Origin of the sequence: Pseudomonas sp. FP198 (assembly GCF_030687895.1) — a bacterium.
Taxonomy (GTDB): domain Bacteria; phylum Pseudomonadota; class Gammaproteobacteria; order Pseudomonadales; family Pseudomonadaceae; genus Aquipseudomonas.
The window spans coordinates 5,485,120-5,502,249 of the sequence record NZ_CP117452.1 but is presented as its reverse complement, the minus strand read 5'-3'; the positions used below and the strand labels follow the sequence as shown (position 1 = coordinate 5,502,249).

Annotated in this window: 18 protein-coding genes; 11 read left to right on the top strand and 7 right to left on the bottom strand. The window is 56.0% G+C overall.

Annotation, left to right across the window (positions count from 1 at the left end):
* Positions 1-231: 231 nt before the first annotated feature.
* The 4 genes from aguB to PSH78_RS24990 all read left to right on the top strand — a co-directional run bounded on the left by aguB (position 232) and on the right by PSH78_RS24990 (position 4,318).
* The gene (gene aguB, locus PSH78_RS25005; protein ID WP_305497508.1) at positions 232-1,110 is read left to right on the top strand and encodes an N-carbamoylputrescine amidase; all 879 of its coding nucleotides are present in this window, start codon (positions 232-234) and stop codon (positions 1,108-1,110) included.
* Positions 1,111-1,113: 3 nt separating this feature from the next.
* Positions 1,114-2,220, top strand: a complete 1,107-nt coding sequence (gene aguA, locus PSH78_RS25000) for an agmatine deiminase (protein WP_305497507.1) — start codon at positions 1,114-1,116, stop codon at positions 2,218-2,220.
* Positions 2,221-2,464: 244 nt separating this feature from the next.
* A complete protein-coding gene (locus tag PSH78_RS24995) occupies positions 2,465-2,665 on the top strand; it encodes a hypothetical protein (protein WP_305497506.1) in 201 nt (66 codons plus the stop codon).
* 366 nt (positions 2,666-3,031) lie between these two features.
* Positions 3,032-4,318, top strand: a complete 1,287-nt coding sequence (locus PSH78_RS24990; RefSeq protein ID WP_305497505.1) for an OprD family porin — start codon at positions 3,032-3,034, stop codon at positions 4,316-4,318.
* A gap of 116 nt (positions 4,319-4,434) precedes the next feature.
* Here the strand turns inward: PSH78_RS24990 and PSH78_RS24985 are convergent, their stop codons facing one another.
* Positions 4,435-5,181 (bottom strand): DUF4123 domain-containing protein, encoded by a 747-nt coding sequence (locus PSH78_RS24985; protein WP_305497504.1) that lies wholly within the window; start codon positions 5,179-5,181, stop codon positions 4,435-4,437.
* Between the two features lie 123 nt (positions 5,182-5,304).
* On the opposite strand from PSH78_RS24985, the gene PSH78_RS24980 reads away from it, so the two are divergent.
* The 5 genes from PSH78_RS24980 to PSH78_RS24960 all read left to right on the top strand — a co-directional run bounded on the left by PSH78_RS24980 (position 5,305) and on the right by PSH78_RS24960 (position 7,787).
* Positions 5,305-5,502, top strand: coding sequence for a hypothetical protein (locus tag PSH78_RS24980; RefSeq protein WP_305497503.1), 198 nt, complete (start codon positions 5,305-5,307; stop codon positions 5,500-5,502).
* 81 nt (positions 5,503-5,583) lie between these two features.
* Entirely contained in the window at positions 5,584-6,330 is a 747-nt protein-coding gene (locus PSH78_RS24975) for a 2OG-Fe dioxygenase family protein (protein WP_305497502.1), read from the top strand.
* 13 nt (positions 6,331-6,343) lie between these two features.
* Positions 6,344-6,781 (top strand): GNAT family N-acetyltransferase, encoded by a 438-nt coding sequence (locus PSH78_RS24970; protein ID WP_305501392.1) that lies wholly within the window; start codon positions 6,344-6,346, stop codon positions 6,779-6,781.
* Positions 6,778-7,491 (top strand): AzlC family ABC transporter permease, encoded by a 714-nt coding sequence (locus PSH78_RS24965; protein WP_305497501.1) that lies wholly within the window; start codon positions 6,778-6,780, stop codon positions 7,489-7,491. Before PSH78_RS24970 ends, PSH78_RS24965 begins: the two co-directional genes overlap by 4 nt.
* Entirely contained in the window at positions 7,470-7,787 is a 318-nt protein-coding gene (locus tag PSH78_RS24960) for an AzlD domain-containing protein (RefSeq protein ID WP_305497500.1), read from the top strand. The genes PSH78_RS24965 and PSH78_RS24960 overlap by 22 nt, the downstream gene beginning before the upstream one ends.
* Here the strand turns inward: PSH78_RS24960 and PSH78_RS24955 are convergent.
* Positions 7,704-8,627, bottom strand: coding sequence for a LysR family transcriptional regulator (locus tag PSH78_RS24955; RefSeq protein ID WP_305497499.1), 924 nt, complete (start codon positions 8,625-8,627; stop codon positions 7,704-7,706). The genes PSH78_RS24960 and PSH78_RS24955 overlap by 84 nt on opposite strands.
* 313 nt (positions 8,628-8,940) lie before the next feature.
* On the opposite strand from PSH78_RS24955, the gene PSH78_RS24950 reads away from it, so the two are divergent.
* Positions 8,941-9,351, top strand: a complete 411-nt coding sequence (locus PSH78_RS24950) for an MbcA/ParS/Xre antitoxin family protein (protein ID WP_305497498.1) — start codon at positions 8,941-8,943, stop codon at positions 9,349-9,351.
* The gene (locus tag PSH78_RS24945) at positions 9,351-10,028 is read left to right on the top strand and encodes an RES family NAD+ phosphorylase (RefSeq protein ID WP_305497497.1); all 678 of its coding nucleotides are present in this window, start codon (positions 9,351-9,353) and stop codon (positions 10,026-10,028) included. Before PSH78_RS24950 ends, PSH78_RS24945 begins: the two co-directional genes overlap by 1 nt.
* Before the next feature lie 64 nt (positions 10,029-10,092).
* On the opposite strand, the gene PSH78_RS24940 is transcribed toward PSH78_RS24945, so the two are convergent.
* From PSH78_RS24940 to PSH78_RS24920, 5 genes are all read right to left on the bottom strand, one after another.
* Positions 10,093-11,700: a methyl-accepting chemotaxis protein gene (locus tag PSH78_RS24940; protein WP_305497496.1), complete on the bottom strand. Its 1,608-nt coding sequence runs from the start codon at positions 11,698-11,700 to the stop codon at positions 10,093-10,095.
* 232 nt (positions 11,701-11,932) lie between these two features.
* Positions 11,933-12,211 (bottom strand): DUF3077 domain-containing protein, encoded by a 279-nt coding sequence (locus PSH78_RS24935; protein WP_305497495.1) that lies wholly within the window; start codon positions 12,209-12,211, stop codon positions 11,933-11,935.
* 1,189 nt (positions 12,212-13,400) lie between these two features.
* Positions 13,401-14,396: a hypothetical protein gene (locus tag PSH78_RS24930; RefSeq protein ID WP_305497494.1), complete on the bottom strand. Its 996-nt coding sequence runs from the start codon at positions 14,394-14,396 to the stop codon at positions 13,401-13,403.
* A 227-nt stretch (positions 14,397-14,623) separates the two neighbouring features.
* A complete protein-coding gene (locus tag PSH78_RS24925; RefSeq protein WP_305497492.1) occupies positions 14,624-15,748 on the bottom strand; it encodes an SIR2 family protein in 1,125 nt (374 codons plus the stop codon).
* 545 nt (positions 15,749-16,293) lie between these two features.
* On the bottom strand, positions 16,294-17,109 hold the full coding sequence (locus PSH78_RS24920) for a hypothetical protein (RefSeq protein WP_305497490.1): 816 nt from the start codon (positions 17,107-17,109) through the stop codon (positions 16,294-16,296).
* Between the last annotated feature and the right edge of the window lie 21 nt (positions 17,110-17,130).

The following is a 17,130-nucleotide window of genomic DNA, read 5'->3' as shown; positions in this document are numbered from 1 at the left end:
TGTCCCCCTGTGGGAGCGAGCCTGCTCGCGAAAGCGGTGGATCAATCAACATCAATGTTGAATGTTCCGGCCCTTTCGCGAGCAGGCTCGCTCCCACAGGTTTATTGGAGGTTAATTCGATTTTTGTCGATGTTTTAACGGCTGATTAACAGATTTATGGGTTTTCATGCTTCAAATACCGATTTTTATCGGCTATAAAGGCGCTACTGTCCATCGCCCAGGAGATGATTCATGAGCCGTATCGTTACCGTAGCCGCCACGCAAATGGCCTGTTCCTGGGATCTCGAAGCGAACATCGAGACCGCTGAAAAGCTGGTCCGCCAGGCCGCTGCACAAGGCGCGCAGGTCATCCTCATCCAGGAATTGTTCGAGACGCCGTACTTCTGCCAGAAGCCGAACCCGGATTATTTACAGTTGGCGACTCCGGTTGACGAAAACGTGGCCATCAAGCACTTCCAGAAAATTGCCGAAGAACTGCAGGTCGTGCTGCCGATCAGTTTTTTTGAACGGGCCGGGCGTGCGCGTTTCAACAGCATTGCGATCATCGACGCCGACGGTCGCAACCTGGGCATCTACCGCAAGAGCCACATCCCGGACGGTCCCGGCTACCATGAAAAGTATTATTTCAACCCTGGCGATACCGGCTTCAAGGTGTGGAACACCCGCTATGCGAAAATCGGCGTAGGCATCTGCTGGGACCAGTGGTTTCCGGAGTGCGCCCGTAGCATGGCGTTGCAAGGTGCGGAAATTCTGTTTTACCCGACCGCCATCGGCAGCGAACCGCACGACAAGACCATTTCATCGCGCGGTCATTGGCAGCGTGTACAACAGGGCCATGCCGGCGCCAACCTGATGCCGCTGGTCGCCAGCAATCGCATCGGCAACGAAGAGCAGGATGGCTATGACATCACGTTCTACGGCTCCTCGTTCATCGCCAATCAGTTCGGTGAAAAAGTCCAGGAATTGAACGGGACCGAAGAAGGCGTGCTGGTACACAGCTTCGACCTCGACGAACTGGAACACATTCGCAGTGCCTGGGGCACTTTCCGTGATCGGCGCCCGAACCTGTACGGCGCGATCAAAACCCTCGACGGCTCACTGGAGTCCTGAATCATGACAACTTTGTACAGCACTCCGCGCGCGGACGGTTTTTACATGCCTGCCGAGTGGGCACCCCAGACCCAGGTCTGGATGATCTGGCCCGAGCGCCCGGATAACTGGCGCCTTGGCGGCAAGCCCGCACAGGCCGCCCACGTGGCGGTAGCCAAGGCCATCGCCCGTTTCGAGCCGGTCACCGTGGCGGTGTCCGCCGCCCAATACGAAAACGCCCGGGCGCGACTCGACGTGCCGAATATCCGCTTGGTGGAAATGTCCAGCGACGACGCCTGGGTCCGGGACACAGGCCCGACGTTCGTGATCAACGACAACGGCGAAGTGCGCGGTGTCGATTGGGACTTCAATTCCTGGGGCGGCTTCGAGGGTGGGCTGTATTCCCCATGGAACCGGGATTCGCTGGTGGCCGGCAAGATTCTCGAAATCGAGCGCAGCCCGCGCTACCGCACCGAGGGCTTCGTCCTCGAAGGTGGTTCGATTCATGTCGATGGCGAAGGCACTTTGATCACCACCGAGGAATGCCTGCTCAACCACAATCGCAACCCGCACCTGAACCGCCAGGAAATCGAGGCGGTGCTCAGTGCCCAATTGGCGGTGGACAAGATCATCTGGCTGCCCGATGGCCTGTTCAATGACGAAACCGACGGCCATGTGGATAACTTCTGCTGCTACGTACGCCCTGGTGAAGTGCTGCTGGCCTGGACCGACGACCCGCAGGACCCGAACTATGCCCGCTGCCACGCGGCGATGGATGTGCTGCAAAACAGCACCGACGCCAAGGGCCGCTCGTTCACGGTGCATAAAATGCCGATTCCCGGGCCGCTGTATGCCACCGAAGAAGAATGCGCCGGCGTGGACGTGGTGCAAGGTTCACAGGAGCGCAAACCTGGCGAGCGTCTGGCCGGCTCTTATGTGAACTTCCTGATCGTCAATGGCGGCATCATCGCCCCGAGTTTCGACGATCCGCTGGACAGCACGGCCAGGCAAATCCTGCAGGACCTGTTTCCCCAGCATGAAGTCGTCATGGTGCCTGGGCGAGAGCTGTTACTGGGGGGCGGAAATATCCATTGCCTTACCCAACAGCAACCTGCCGCGCACACAAAATGAGTGGGGATGTAACAGCCCGGTGACATCAATCGCAGCGGCTCTACACCGGTGCTTTTGGATCCATCCTGGCAAGCCCGCGTCCCCATTGGGGCGCGGGCTTTTTTGTGCGCGGTTCGTCGGCGAGCCGATTACCTTGGCATAGCTCTTGTATCGGCATCCTTGCAGTCTCGGGGAGTGGAGCTGCGTTGTTTTGTCATAAACCTTGGATAAATTGGCCGCTCATCAACCAGGAGAGGGCGCTGGAATGAATATGATAAGCGAGCGCACATGCCATCCCTTGGCCGTAAATGGTGAGTCGCTTCAAGCGTTGGCGCAGTGGTTGAAGTCCAATGGAACGCGTCAGATCAGAGAACCTGATCCGCGCCGGATGATCATCGAGCGCTACCCCGTTGGCCTGTTCAGCGAGGCGGAGCTGGAAGCGTTGTGGGATGTCATGCAGGGATAGAATTCGAAGGATTGATAAAAAGCGCTGGCCGAAAGGCTGGCGCTTTTTTATGGGGGTCTGCCGAAGCACGCCCTGATTCAGCAGCAGTTGTGGCCTGGATGGCTTTTAGTACTGTGGTGTTCTTATAGCTTTTTCGCCTGATTACCGAAGATTCACGAAATTGACACGGACTTCAGGGCGCGACTAGGATTCGCCCACGCCTGTGGCCAACAGCCATGACTCTTAAATAATAAAAAGGCCCGACACGCTCATTCCGTGGCCGGGCCTTTTCATTATTTCCAGGAGCAAGAGTCTGAAAAAGAGCGCAAAAAGCGCCATTTCGGTTGCCGGTTACGGTGCGTATCAACCCGTACAAGGAAAATAATCATGTTGAACAAACGCTTTACTTTGCTAGCACTGGGGATTTTGAGCACAACCCACGCCATGGCCAGCGATCAGTCCGAGTCCAAGGGGTTCGTCGAAGACAGCAGCCTGAAAGTCCTGTTGCGCAACGCCTACATCAACCGCGACTACAAGGACGGCAACAAGGACAAGGCCGAATGGGGCCAGGCCGCCATCGGTACATTCTCGTCCGGCTTCACCCAAGGCACCGTGGGCGTAGGCGTGGATGCGTTCGGCTTGTATGCACTGCGTCTGGACGGCGGCAAGGGGCGCACCGGTGCACAAGGCATCGATTTCTTCAAGAAAGGCGACAGCGGCAACGCGGCCGATGACCTCTCCAAATTCGGCGCCGCGGTGAAATTCCGTGTCTCCAACACGGTGCTGGCCTACGGCGACCAGATGCCGGCCCTGCCGGTGTTGAACTACGACAATTCGCGCCTGCTGCCAGAAAGCTACACCGGCACGCTGATCACCTCCAAAGAGATCAAAGGGCTCGAACTGAACGCCGGCCGTTTCACCGCCGAGTCCCGTAAAAGCGCTGAAGGCCGTGACAGTGGTGGCTTGAAATCGATCAACGTATTGGGCGGTAGCTACCAGTTCACCGAGCAATTCAAGGCTTCGCTCTACGCATCCGATGTCGAAGACGTATTGAAGAAGCAATACGTGAACGCCAACTACGTGTTCCCGTTGGCCAAGGACCAGTCCCTGACCCTGGACTTCAACGGCTATCGCACCAAGCTGGACGACAGCTATGTTCGCGAAAACGGCGTCACTGGTGACGACAACAAAATCTGGAGCCTGGCGGCAACTTTCGCCACCGGCCCGCACAGCTTCACGCTCGCCCACCAGCGCAGCACCGGCGACAGCAACCTGGGCTACGCCTACGGCGGCTATCAACGTGATCAGAATCGTGTCGGCGACGGTGGCAACACCATCTATCTGGCGAACTCCTACTGGTCCGACTTCAACGCCGAAGACGAACGCAGTTGGCAGCTGGGCTACGGCCTGGACTTCACCACCTTCGGTGTACCGGGCCTGACCTACAACGTGGCCTATGTGCGGGGCGACAACATCACCACCTCCACCAGCGAAGGCGGCACCGAACGCGAGATCTTCAACCAGTTCAAATACGTGGTCCAGAGCGGCCCGGCCAAGGACCTGAGCGTACGCTTGCGCAGTTCGGTCCTGCGCGTGTCGCAGAAATCCAGTGAGTACAACGTCAGCGGTAATGAGCTGCGGGTGTTTGTGGATTATCCGATCAACGTTTTTTGATGATTCACGCTGTTTGAAACGCGTCTCGACCGGGTTCGGGACGCGCCTCGCCTGATGAAGAATGCCGTTGTCTCCCGGCGAGAGGACGGCTTTCTTCCCATACCCTTTCGACAGCATCAGCCTTGTTCCAGGATAAGGTCCTCGAGCAGCGCATCGCGCAGGTTTTCCGAAAGACCCACCCGGCTGACGAAACGGGAAATTTTCTGCTTCAGATTGTTTTCTGACCAAGCGGCGTGGACACCTGGATGCTCTTCTTCCAGCCATTGCAGCAGACGGTCGACGTGCATGGACCGGTTCTCGTCCGGCAACATGTCGAGCACCTCCTGCGGTATGTCCCACCATGGCCAGTCCCTGACAGCCGGAACTCTTCTTGGACCGATCTGTAAGGCCTTGCCGTTCATCAGGTATCGATCGAACGTCGGCAACACCTGCCCGGCCGCCGCGCCGAGCTTTTCAAGCAACGGATAAATGAACCGCCCATCCCAGAACCGAAAGAACACCGGGTTTCCGTCCGGCATCCGCACTTGGGTCAAGCTGCGCAGATGCGCCAGTACCTCGCCGGGTTCGCAGTGGGACACGGCCAGCCAGCCCCAATCGAGGGCATCGTTCCCAGCGATCCATGTCAGGAACGCTGAGTCGGGCTCAAGCTTGGTGACATAGGGCATCACCGTTTGCCAGGCGGCGTAGGGGGTGTCGCTCCAGATGGGCAGCAATGGATGAGCGGGAACTGAAGTGCGAAGGGCTTGCAACGCATCGGCTTCGCTCGCCGCGCTGATGATCAGGTACAGGTGTTCGTTTTCCTGCAACGGCTGTTGCGCCAGCCATGTCCTGGGATCGAGGGGCGTGAACGCCGATGGCGTCATGAGGCTCTCCTTGCCGAAAGGTAGTGTCGGAACCGGGATTTGTCCCGGGGCCGCACGTCTATCAAGGAATGAGCCAGATAGCTGGGAACGCCTGCGAACCGGCGGGTCCAGAGATTTCCAGGAATGCTTCAGACGGGCTGGGCGGGGTTTTTCACAGAAAAATGCCTAACAGATGGCGTTGTGCTGCGTCGGTTTTTGCGCATTCAGGGCAGCGGCAATGTTTTCACCAGCGCTCGCTTTAAAAACGACCTCTCGAACGTGATCTTCATGGCAAAAAGTCGCACTAATGAAATTTTTTGCACCGTTTCAAGCGCGGCTTGAAATGCCTCAAATACTTTCTCATGGACGGAAATCCTGCACCTAATAGATTAGTCCGCTCATTGCAGTGGAGACCTGATAAAAATGATCGTTCTGAACAGGGAAGTGGGCGAAGCGCTAAGGCGTGACAAATACGTCAACGTCCGCGGTGGTGACTTCAATCTCTACGGTCATTTCGGCGACTTTGTCCGGCTGACCAAAAGCTGGGAAAACATGGAGCCCGACAGTTATTACGGTCAGGCCGAGTCTGGCATGCGTTTTCGTCGTTACAGCGATTTCGAATACAACCCCGCAACCCGTGAGCTCAAGCAACTCGAGCACCGGGCCTACGTCCAGTCCAAGGCCAACAACAGCTATGTCGGCGGGCTGGAGCGGCACTTCCAGGATTTCTCCAACGAAGTGATCAATTCGCCGGTCATGCGCAGCCTGATCGACACGGACTTCGAGGTGTACAAGAACGTCCTCCCGCAGGAATTGCACGATGAGATCTGGCAGTGCCAGATCCACCAGATCCGCATCGAGATCAAGCCGGGCAAGCAACTGGAAATCACCCCCGAGGGCATCCATTGCGATGGGTATCCGTTCAGCGGCGTGCACTTCTGGGGCCGCAACAATGTGGCGGGCGCTGAAAGCCGTCTCTACAGTCCCCAGGAAGAGCAACTGGCGGCGACCACCTACGAGGACATCCTCGACACGACGTTCTTCCTTGATCGCGACATGCGCCATTACGTGACCCCTGCCCGCAACACCCATAGCCACGAAATGGCCTTCAGGCAGATTCTGGCGATTTCTTTCTCGCGGCCCGGGACCGCTTTCGACATTGTTCGCTGAACAGCTCGAACCCATGGATGAGTCGGCGCAGCAGGTCCTGCTGCGCCGGGCCATGGTCAGGGACGCCGAACGACTGGAGCAGTTTTTTCGCGGTTTTGCCGAAGTGTCGTTCTGCGAATGGCAGGATGCCCGGTTCCTGCGCGGGGTGTTGCTGCAGGAAACCACCACTGCCTACCTGGCCTTCGATGCGACGGGTGACGTCGTCGGCGCGGTCATCGGCGGTATGCTTGGCACTCGCGGCACCATCAATCACCTGGCCGTCAGCCCAAGGCATCGCACTCAAGGCCTGGGCCAGCGGCTGGTGGAGGCGGCATCGGCCGACATGAAGCGGGTTGGCGTGCTGCGCATGTTCCTGTTCGTCGACGATGCCAATCTGGCCGGCAAGCGTTTCTGGGCGGCCCAGGGGTTCTGCGAACCCCGGGGTGAAATCACTTTCGAGAGGGATTTATGAACAAGACTTCCAGCCAGCCGCTGGCGGTCGAACCACAAGCCTCGCGAACCTTTGCTGAAGCCAGTCCGGTGGTAGCGGGTTATTTCACGGTTTCGTTTGTGTTCGGTCTGATGGCGGTCAACGCCGGCTTGCCCTTGTGGCTGCCAGTTGCGATGTGCCTGTTCGTGTACGCGGGAGCTTCACAATTCGCCGCGCTGGCGTTGATTTCCAGCGGGGCCTCCTTGACCACCATCGTGCTGACGACATTCCTGATCAATGCCCGTCACATGCTGATGTCTGTCTATATGGCCAAGGCTTTGCGAGCATTGGGGCTTAGCCGCTTCGAGCGCTGGTGCTACGCGTCGGGGCTCACCGACGAGTCGTTCGCTTTCCACAGCGTCAAGCTCGGCAGCGGGGCGCCGGTAAGCGTGCGCTACCTGATCGGTTTCAACCTCTTCTGCCACACGTCCTGGGTGCTGGGCGGTTTGCTGGGTGCTGTCTGTGCGCAATACGCCGCGCACCTGATCAAGTATCAGCTCGATTACGCCCTGACCGCGATGATGCTCTATGTTCTGGTTTCGCTGTGCAACACGCGTAACAAACTGATCGCGGCTCTGGCGGCCGTAGCCTGCATGGGCGCGCTGAGCCTGCTGGGCAGCTCGCCGTTCAACGTATTCATTGCCACGTTTTTTGGCTGCGGGGTGGGCGTATGCCTGACCAAACGTTCCTGATCCTGGTTGTGGTCCTGATGATGGCCGTGACCTTCCTGCCCCGGGCCTTGCCGCTGCAGGTCAACACCGAAAACTGGCCACCCTTCGTTGCCCGTGCACTGGAATACCTGCCGGTGGCGATCGTCGCTGCGATCACCCTGACGCCGTTACTGATCAAGGACCAGCAGATACAGCTCGACCGTCCAGAGTTCTACGCCGCGATTCCGACCCTGCTATGTGCGTATTTCAGCCGCAACCTGTTTCTCAGTGTGGCGGTGGGCACGGCGGCGTATATCGCGCTCGGTTCGTTCCTGTAGCGTCAGGTCCACCACATCATGCAACGCCTGGTCCGAAAGCTCAGGGTTGTTTACCGCCAGGCGTACCTCCAGGAAGTCCTCGAAATCCGGGAAGATAGCCAGGCCGTTGCGCAGCGCCGCGTCCCGGGAGACAAGGCCCAAACCGTCGAGCTGGGTAATCAACGACAGCGTCAGGGTTTCGCTGCAGGAATAGACCATTCGCTGGCTCGGCCCGTATTCACCGAGACCGGCGTCGAGGAAGCGCAGGAAACTGCGCGAATAAGGACATTCCTCTGCCGGACGCACCTGGAACCGGTCACCCAGCAGGCCAAGGGAATCATCTTCCTCGCCACAATGAGCGCCGACCACGCGTACCTGGACATCCGGCATCGCGATGCTGGTAAATCCGCTCGGCTGTCCGACCAGGATCGCCAGGTCAAAATGCTCGTTCTTGAGCTTGCTCAGGTTCTCCATCGATTCGGCGTAGCTGAACTCCAACTGATACTGGGGAAAAACGGCGATCAGGCGTTCGATCATCCGTCGATTGAATTCCGCCGGCAGCGTCGTGTTGAGCGCTACCTTGAGGGTACGTCGCCGGGGCGTCTTGAGCGCCGCGACTTTTTCCTCCAGTTGCCGGGTGGCCGCCAGGACCTGATCCATGAAGGGCGTCAGTTCCGAGCCTTGGCTGGTCAATGCGAGGCCTTTGTTCGAGCGGCGGAACAACCGAAACCCGAATTGTTCCTCGACCTTGTTCAATTGTGCCGCCAATGCCTGCACCGTCAGGCACGACTGCTCCGCCGCAGCCGACAACGAGCCGGTCTGCACGATGCGCATGAGGTTGCGTAAGGTTCTGCTATCCATGAGGTAATGCCCTCTGCTTAAGTGGGCTCGCTGTTATTTGGCACCTGGCCAGGGTCTGGCGGTGCGATGCTGGCTATCATCAAGCACCTTGCCACGGTTGTCGCGGTTTTGTGGCGAAAAGCTCCGGCAGGCGATGATTGGAGCTTATGCGCGATTCTGATTTTTTGCTGGTGCTGTTTATAGGTCGAAACATTTGCGGGTAAATCCAGACTTCCTGGTTCTCAATCTATTCGCTTGCGAATTAAAACTTAATTTTTATCCGTTTATGTATTATTCTTTACGCAACAGTCCGTAATACAGGAGCCCAAACCTCATGGCGACTTCCTCCATCACGCTCAACGCACAGCAACAATTGGATTCCCCGGACGCGGGTCGAATCGCGTTGAAGTTCTTCTTCAATCTCATGGAGTTGTGGGGCTGCAGCGTCGAGCAGCAGCGCACGCTGTTGGGCAAGGTAGGGAACACGACTTTCTACAAGTACAAACAATTACCCGACAACGTAAGGCTGCCGCGCGATACCCTCGAGCGAATCTCCTACCTTATGGGTATTCATAAAGCCCTGAGCATCATCTTCAGCAACAGCCGGGACCGCGTGTATCAATGGGTCAGCAGTCCCAATAACGCGGCGCCATTCAACGGCCAGTCGGCGCTTTCCTACATGCTGAACGGGCGAGTGGTGGACATCGCCGATGTGCGGCGATACCTCGACGGAGTGCGCGGCTGATGATGCCACCACTGGCGGACCCGCAATGGAAACGGGCCTATCGGATCGTCAACAGCAGCTTTCCGCCGATCACGCTGTTCGAAGACGTGCTTGATCCCGAAGACTTGCCCACCGCCTACGCCCTCGAAGCGCTGACCAATGACCGGCTCATGGAAGAGGCCGGCGTGCTGTCCCGGGTACGCCCCGAAGACCGGGTTTCCGGCCCGGGCTCGTCGCCGGTGATGGCGGCATTCACCCACATCGGCAAGCGCAGCCGCTTCAGCGACGGCACGTTCGGCGTCTACTACGCTGCCAGCAGCCAGGAAGCCGCGATTGCCGAGACCTGCTACCACCAGGCACGCTTCCTTGGCGCGACCAACGAGCCGGACCTGGAGTTGACCATGCGCACCTACGTCAACAAGATCGTCAAACCCCTGCACGACATCCGCCACGATTATCCCCATCTGCATAACCCGGACCCTGACGCCTACGGCCCGTCCCAGGTATTTGCCCGGGAGCTGCGTGAAACCTTGTCGTGGGGATTGCTGTACAACAGCGTCCGCTTGCCCGGCCATGAATGCGTGGCCGCGTTTCGTCCGCCGGCGGTGTCGATTCCGGTGCAGGGCAAGCACATTCGTTACGTGTGGAGTGCGCAGAAACGGGAGATTTCGTTTGTGTTTGAGGTCAGCCAGGTGTGAACAAGGAGCTGCCGTGCGCCAGCGGGCAAGCTCCTTTACTCCAATTACATGTGGACGTGGTTGATCAAATCTTGAACTGCTGCACCGAAGCCTGCATCGAGCCCGCGGCATCGTTCAGATGGTCAGCCGTTTTTGTCAGATCGTGAATCGAGCGGGTGTTTTCCCGAGACTGCTCGGCTATTGCTTCTACCCGCTGAGCCATTTCATCACTGGCTTTTGATTGTTCGGCGATGGTCTGGGAGATTTCCTCCACCACTTCGGCAGCATGCCGTGCGCCCGTGCGGATCTCGCTGATCGAGACGCCGGCCTGCTGGGCCAGGTTGACGCCTTCGTCCACGCGACTGACGCAGGCCTGCATGTTCGCCACCGCATCCCGGGCGCTGGACTGGATGCGCTCGATCATCGCGGTGATTTCCTGGGTGGACTGAGTGGTGCGCGCTGCCAGGTTGCGCACCTCATCGGCCACCACCGCAAAACCGCGGCCCGCCTCGCCGGCTCGAGCAGCTTCGATAGCGGCGTTAAGGGCCAGCAGATTGGTCTGTTCGGCAATGCTCTTGATCACCTGGATGATCGAATGGATATCCTCGGAGGACGCGTCCAGGGCGGTGATCTTGCTGGACGATTGGTTGACCACCTCGGCAATCCGGTTCATGCCTTCCACCACCCCCAGGATCACCTGCCCACCGCTGCTCGCCAGTTGTTCGGATTGCGCCGAAATCGTCCGCGCGCTGTCGGCGTGCTGATGGATCTGGCTGATGTTCGCCATCATCTGCTCCATACTCGCCGCCATGCTGGTAGCGCTCTGGGCCTGCTGGTCGGCGCTGGACACAATCTGCCGCGCCGTATCGCCCAGATTGCGTGACGTGCCGTGCAGCTCATCGCTCTGGCCACGGATCGTCGCGATCATCTGCCGCAAGTTGGCCTGCATCTGTTCGATCACGGCTTGCAACTGACCCAATTCATCATCGCCATGAGGGCCCATCGAGCGCTGCAAATCGCCTTGGGAAATTGCCTGGGTATTGATGATGATCTTGTTCAGCGGCGTGAGCACTGCCTTGAGCAGGCTCCACGACAGCAATGCAAGCGCCACGCAGGTGGCCAGCAACGTGATGATCAACCAGCGCTCCGAGGTATGGATGCTGTGGTCCTGATGCTCGCGAGAAACTTGCGCCTGGCTTTCGATCAATTCGCTGACCGCTTCGTTACGCTCTTCCAGCGCCGAAAACGCTTTATCGAACTCGGTACGCAACGCCCGGCCATCCTGAGCCCCACCCAACGCCTTGCCAATCACTTGCTTCGCCGAGGCGATATAGGCCTCGGCCTGAGGCTTCAGCTCGGCAATGGTTTGTGAAATCGTACCCGGCAACTGAGCCTCGGCGTTCTCCGCGATAACCTTGCGCATCCGCTGCGAATGCTCATCGAACGCCTCGGTCACCTCCTTCGCACCCTCGGCATCCCCCGGTGCAACCAGCAAGGCAGCCAACACATCGCCACGAATGGCGTCGTGCATCATGTCCGCCTCCATGTGCTTGCGCATCGCCGAGATACTGGTCTCGTTCTGCGCCAGGGCCTCGGTCATGGCGTGGTAACCCCACAGCCCGATACCGCCCAGCAACAGCGCAAAAAACAGGCTGACCAACCCCGAACCTACAACCTTGGTGCGGATTTTCATCGCTTATTGCTCCTGGAGCGGGGGATTTCGGGCAAGTGTAGATGAGCGCTCGCCGAGCCTTGGAAAGGCATGCTCTTAATTGAGGCTATCGGCGGCGAAAATAAATAGATGAATGCTCCATTCACCCGTGGCGAGGGAGCTTGCTCCCGCTGGGCTGCGAAGCGGCCCCTCTTTGCTACCGACGAAACCCAATGCTGCCCCCGCACAAGGAGCAGCATCGCGTCACTGCGCCCTAAGCAGGATTACTCCCCGGCGCCTCCAGCACCTTCACCACGTCATCGATGACGGCTTTGCTCATCTCCTGCAAATAACACGACGCCCAGGCATAACGATCCGTACCCCGAACCATCGCCGCATCATCGGCCAGACGCATGGCGATGTGGAGAAGATCGGAGGCGTGAGAGAGGGCTTCGCCGATGGGGATGCCGCTGTTGACGCGGAACAGGGGGCGGTCGGAGTGGTAGGAGAAGGGGGTTAGGCCTGGGGTTTTGAGGTCTCGCGGGTTTGGCATGGTCTGGCTCCTTGACTATGAGAGCCGCCTACCGTCCTTTCCTACGGGATGGGGTGGCGGCCGTGCACGGGGTAGGAAAACCGGGAATCAAGGCACCCGGCACACCCGAAGGTGTCCCGCGCACAGCCGCCATAACGCGTATCGCAGACACAAAAAAAGCGCCTGCAATAGTAAGCGGGGCGCAGCTGATGCGCCTTGATTATTTCGGGTTTCCTACGCCCGGTCGCTGAATTGGCAGCGACGATCAGAGAGTATTGGGTGATTGGAAAGCACGCAATCGTGGCGCGATGGTGGCGAGTGATGCTTAGTGTGTCTCCAGCAAACGCAGCAAAGCGGATGAGCCTGAGCACAAAAAATCGTGAACCTTCTCGCGACGGGTTATCAATTCAAGCCAGCGCCAGGCGGTTTAAGATGCCAAAAACTCGCTCGTCATCGAGGCTGTCATGACCGGGATACACGTTGGCGGTGTGTAAGCCGTTGCTTTAGCAGTTCCAATTGCTGTTCTACGCTGAGGGTCGGTTTGTCGTAGGGCCTCATGTAGTTTTTTCCAGGCAAAAAAAACCGCACGATTTGAGCTTGCTGACTGGGTCAACCTAGGCTTGGCGGGTGTGTTGGAGTGCATTATAGGTAGGTGTAAGAGGCCGTCAACGTTGGGCTGACGTGAAATTGCACCGAGTAGGCGAGTGGGCAAGGCTTGGTCTCTCGATGCCGGTAAGGTCGTGCGGGCCCTTATCCAGCTTTAAAAGGTTTAAGCCTTCCAGAAACAACAAAGCCCTCGCATTTCTGCGAGGGCTTTGTTTTGTATGGTGCCGGCACCAGACGAGCGGTATGTTTCTGCGGGGCTAGGTTTTTCGGGCGTCTGGAGTTCGCTGGAAAATTCGGCGTACCCCAACTAGTAACTATAAATAAATCAGCTGGTTATGGCGCTCGATGGAATCGAACTCGGGATTTTTTCGATGTGAGCACATTGTCGGCCTGTAAGTAATTCAGAGCCGCATACGAATGGTAACCCCCCCTGAATTTGAACGTTGTCGATCATCTCTTTCGTAGAGAATAGGAAGGAATCCGCCAAAGCTGCCGTGGCGACAGGCAGCAGACGGCCAGAGGCGGACACTCAAAGATGTCTACGAAACTAGAGCGCTTAACAACTCACGACCGTTGGCAGGGAGTCGGCGGGGCCACACTCAGCTCAGGGCGAGCAACGGGCCATTAGCGCGGTTCCAAGCCGGTCTACCAGGTCTGCAAACTTAAGCGCAGCACTTTCTTTGATGAGTAGCCGTTGTCCGACCTCGTAGGTTGTATCGCCACTACGTGTAACATAGTCGTTATCAACGATACCCTGCTGGTGTGCCAGAAGATGGCGTTGCTGATAGTAGACACGCAGTTGTGTCATAGCAGCGGCCTCCAGTAGCTGAGCGTATGAAACTCCGAGTTCTGTTTCCCACAATGCAGAGCCTGCATCAAGATTCTGGAAGGCATTACGCCGCGGCTCTTTGCCGGTTCGAGCTTCATATAGCTGCTCAGCAAGCCGCTGGAAAGAAGTAACTGTATCTAAAATGGCCTTCTCCAGAAGAGTTCGTGTCATCACCTCGGCCTCGTCGGGCTCGAGCACTCCGCGCAGCGTTCCACCTAGTGCAGCCGACGTTCGGATAGTCGCTAACGTTTGCAGAAAGGTGTGGCTCGCCGAGTTTTTCCCGCAACTCGGACAGAAGTAGGCCGCGCCAACGTAGGAATATCTGCACGCGCAATCATCGCACCTTGTACGTAGGCGCATCGGTTCCGCTGCGGCTATCGGCAAAAGAACAGCATCCTTTCCGCCTTTGACGTCTAAAGTAATGCTGAGGAAAGCGCCCGGTTTTTGCCGTCGTTTAGAGGCTTGGGCGTCTGCTCGCATTGCGCCGTTTAGACCGTTGATCACAGTGCCCAAAGCGTACTCCTTCGCCCCTTCGATCTGTGCGGTTGTGAACCATGATTTGGCTGGAGCAGCGTGCCGGCAGGATGGGCAAAAAACCTCATCGTCCCGCACGATATTTGTCCAATCATCACCGTAGATCTTGAATTGGAACAGGCATGCCTCAGCGGGACATTCCTTGTCGATGTAACCCTCCGCATCACTTTCAATGGGCACAGACACCTGCTGAGTCGCAGCTAGTCGGCGAAGCTCTTTCTGCAAATTATCAAACATGCAACACCGTCCTGTTCATTTCGGCGATGGCAAGTAGATACCATGAGAGGCAGTTTACAGCTAGCTCCGTGAACCTGAGTGGCCGAAAGCAGTTGGTCGGGAACATCCGCTTTCCGACCCGAAGCAGCCCTTCGCTCATAGCTGCTGGTGGCTAAATCTGCCATTCGTACAATCGAAGTATCTCGATTTGAGTCTGAAGAAGCGGTACCTGTCTCATGTAAAACTATTTAAATCGCACTCGAAAGGTTGAGCAATGCGGTTTCAACGTCACGCCAAGATTTTATCCATCCTGGCCTCACACCTAAGTGAAGAAGTGATAGCAAATAGACCTGTTTCATCTGAGGGGCTGCCGGCTCGGGCTTAATCCAAACGTGGTGAGGATTCGGTATTTCTTCGTAGCCAAAAAGCTGCAAGTCACGAGATTTTTCAATATTGATACCATTCATCCACTTTCGTATATTGGAGTCCGCCATCGATAACCCAAGGAAGACCATCTTTGTGGAGTGGGCGTGAAAAAGAAATTGCGACTCTCCCCAAGATGCTCGGCTACTAGCCATATCAAGATATTCTTGCTCTAGAAAGATAAGCCGATCTCTTGAGTCTCTGTGGCGGTGCATCCCTGTGTCTTTGGGAGCAATAGCGCCATGGCAGTGAATGATTGGAATGTTATTTCCTGACTTTATGACAGGTCTCGTGACTTGTACAAAGGGAAATTCTGGATGCCCATATGGGCCAGGGCCAAGGTAGTGCGTCCTGCGAAGATTGAGATTTATATATGTTTCTAACAAAGTATCTGCATTAAATGTCAAAACAGCTTTAGGTGCCGTGCCGCTTTTTTCACACTGGATCAGCGCTCTTCCAGTCTGAAATAACGAGCTGCCAGAGAAAGTGTTTTCCAAGAAATCACAGATCTCAATGACACGATCACGGGGAGCGCTATGTGGATCACTTAAAACTTGAATTAAATAACGACTCAACCCCATGCCGGTGGCTTTCGAACGAATTATAGAATAAATTTGTGACTCGATGAGGCTTTTAAAGTCAGCAGATTCTCTGCCGTCAGCCTGAAATTTGTTCGCGGCAGCTTGAATCCATGAGTCTAATGACCAGCCGGTCTCCGAAACGATCTTTTGAAATTCATCGTCATTAAGGCTTAAATTATATGCACTATTTACAACATGGTGTGCAAGGTTGTGCCAGTCAGGGACGATTCCCTTGGATATTCCAGCTCCTACACAAAGAGTCCATGACTTGGGGGCAAGGTACCCTTTAAATTTTACCGAGTCGCAGTAGACAGCTCGCCATTTTTCTTTTTCTGTCTTCTTTTTTTCTAATGTTTTATTCTGAGCCATCGAAAACTCCATAATTATATCTTCCATGTTGTGCATGGCGTGTGAATTCTACCGGTAAATATCTGTTGGCGCTATAGATTTTCTAAGTTGTCAAGTGGTGGACGCACCGCATGCGGGCTCTAGGGCAATTATTATTTGAAGAAACATTTTCCATTGGTGGATCACCCTCCTGTGTTGGACGCGATGGTGAAGGTGACCATTGGCTCAGATTGCTTGCGCAGCGAAAAGCGACTTCATCTTGGCAGCTTTAGAGCGGGCGGGCGATACTTCGTTGAATTAGAGCCGCCAGTCAAATGGTGTTAGAAACTGCAGGTGTAAGGTGCGCTGATCTCGGTTTCTTGCAGCCAGCGCAACGTAAGGAATTATCCACGAAGCGATCTAGCTATCGCCATGACGCAGCCTTGAGGTAAGGCCCCGGATATGGCAGTTTACTGTCAGCTGCGACAGGCAGAAATCGACCCAAAGCAGATGAATAAGGCCATGCTTGCCCCAGTCATCAATACCTAGACCCTAGGCTGAGGCCGATGTCATTGACCTTCTACCGCTCAGAATTCAGCATAAGTCATCTCACCTTTATCATTGTAGGGAACTGCTGCTTCATTAATCGTATGCGACGGACCCATTAAGTATTGCAAATCATTCATCCGGAGTCCCCTAAATTTAAGATTTTGTAAATCTGTCCCAAGCTCCTCTGTGAAGCAGCTTTCATACGTTCCTGCGTCATATCCTTTAAAAGAATAACCGAGCGCTTTCAATCGTATTAGCGTGCTACTTACTGCGGAAATAAAAACTGGCATCAGATCCAAGTAGACTTGGTGATTTGGGTAACGCTCAGAGTCTGCTTGTGCCCATATCTTCTCAAACGACAGACCCTCCTCGATAAAACGGAATTGGCTTTGAACTTTCTTCATTCTATCAAGCTCGGGAGCATTCCGGCGCGGATCAAGTCGAGAGTAGATATCTTCGAGCTTGATGAAATGATGCATACGTGATGGACCACCTCCTTTAGGAGGGTGATTTGCGAGCAGATATGCGGCTCCAGCCAGTCGCTCTGGCTCATCACACAACCACAAAGTTGAATTTAAACTTTGGAAGAGGGAGTGATTACGGTGATGCAACGCGTTGCGTAAAAATATCAGAAAAGCCGTATCCGGACGATCAAAATAATCGATCTCACCCTGGGTGACATCATATAGCGTATGGAAGGCCTCTAGCTTTGCCTCCCAGGCTCTATCCATATTATTGATAGCCTCTTCTTTATCGATAGCTACCAGTCCCTTATATCGCAGGAAGGTTTCTATATAGATCCGCATCGTATTAGCCAAGCGGCTCATCGCACCTTCGACCGTATCCTTGTTCATAAACACTCCTATTGCTGTGAA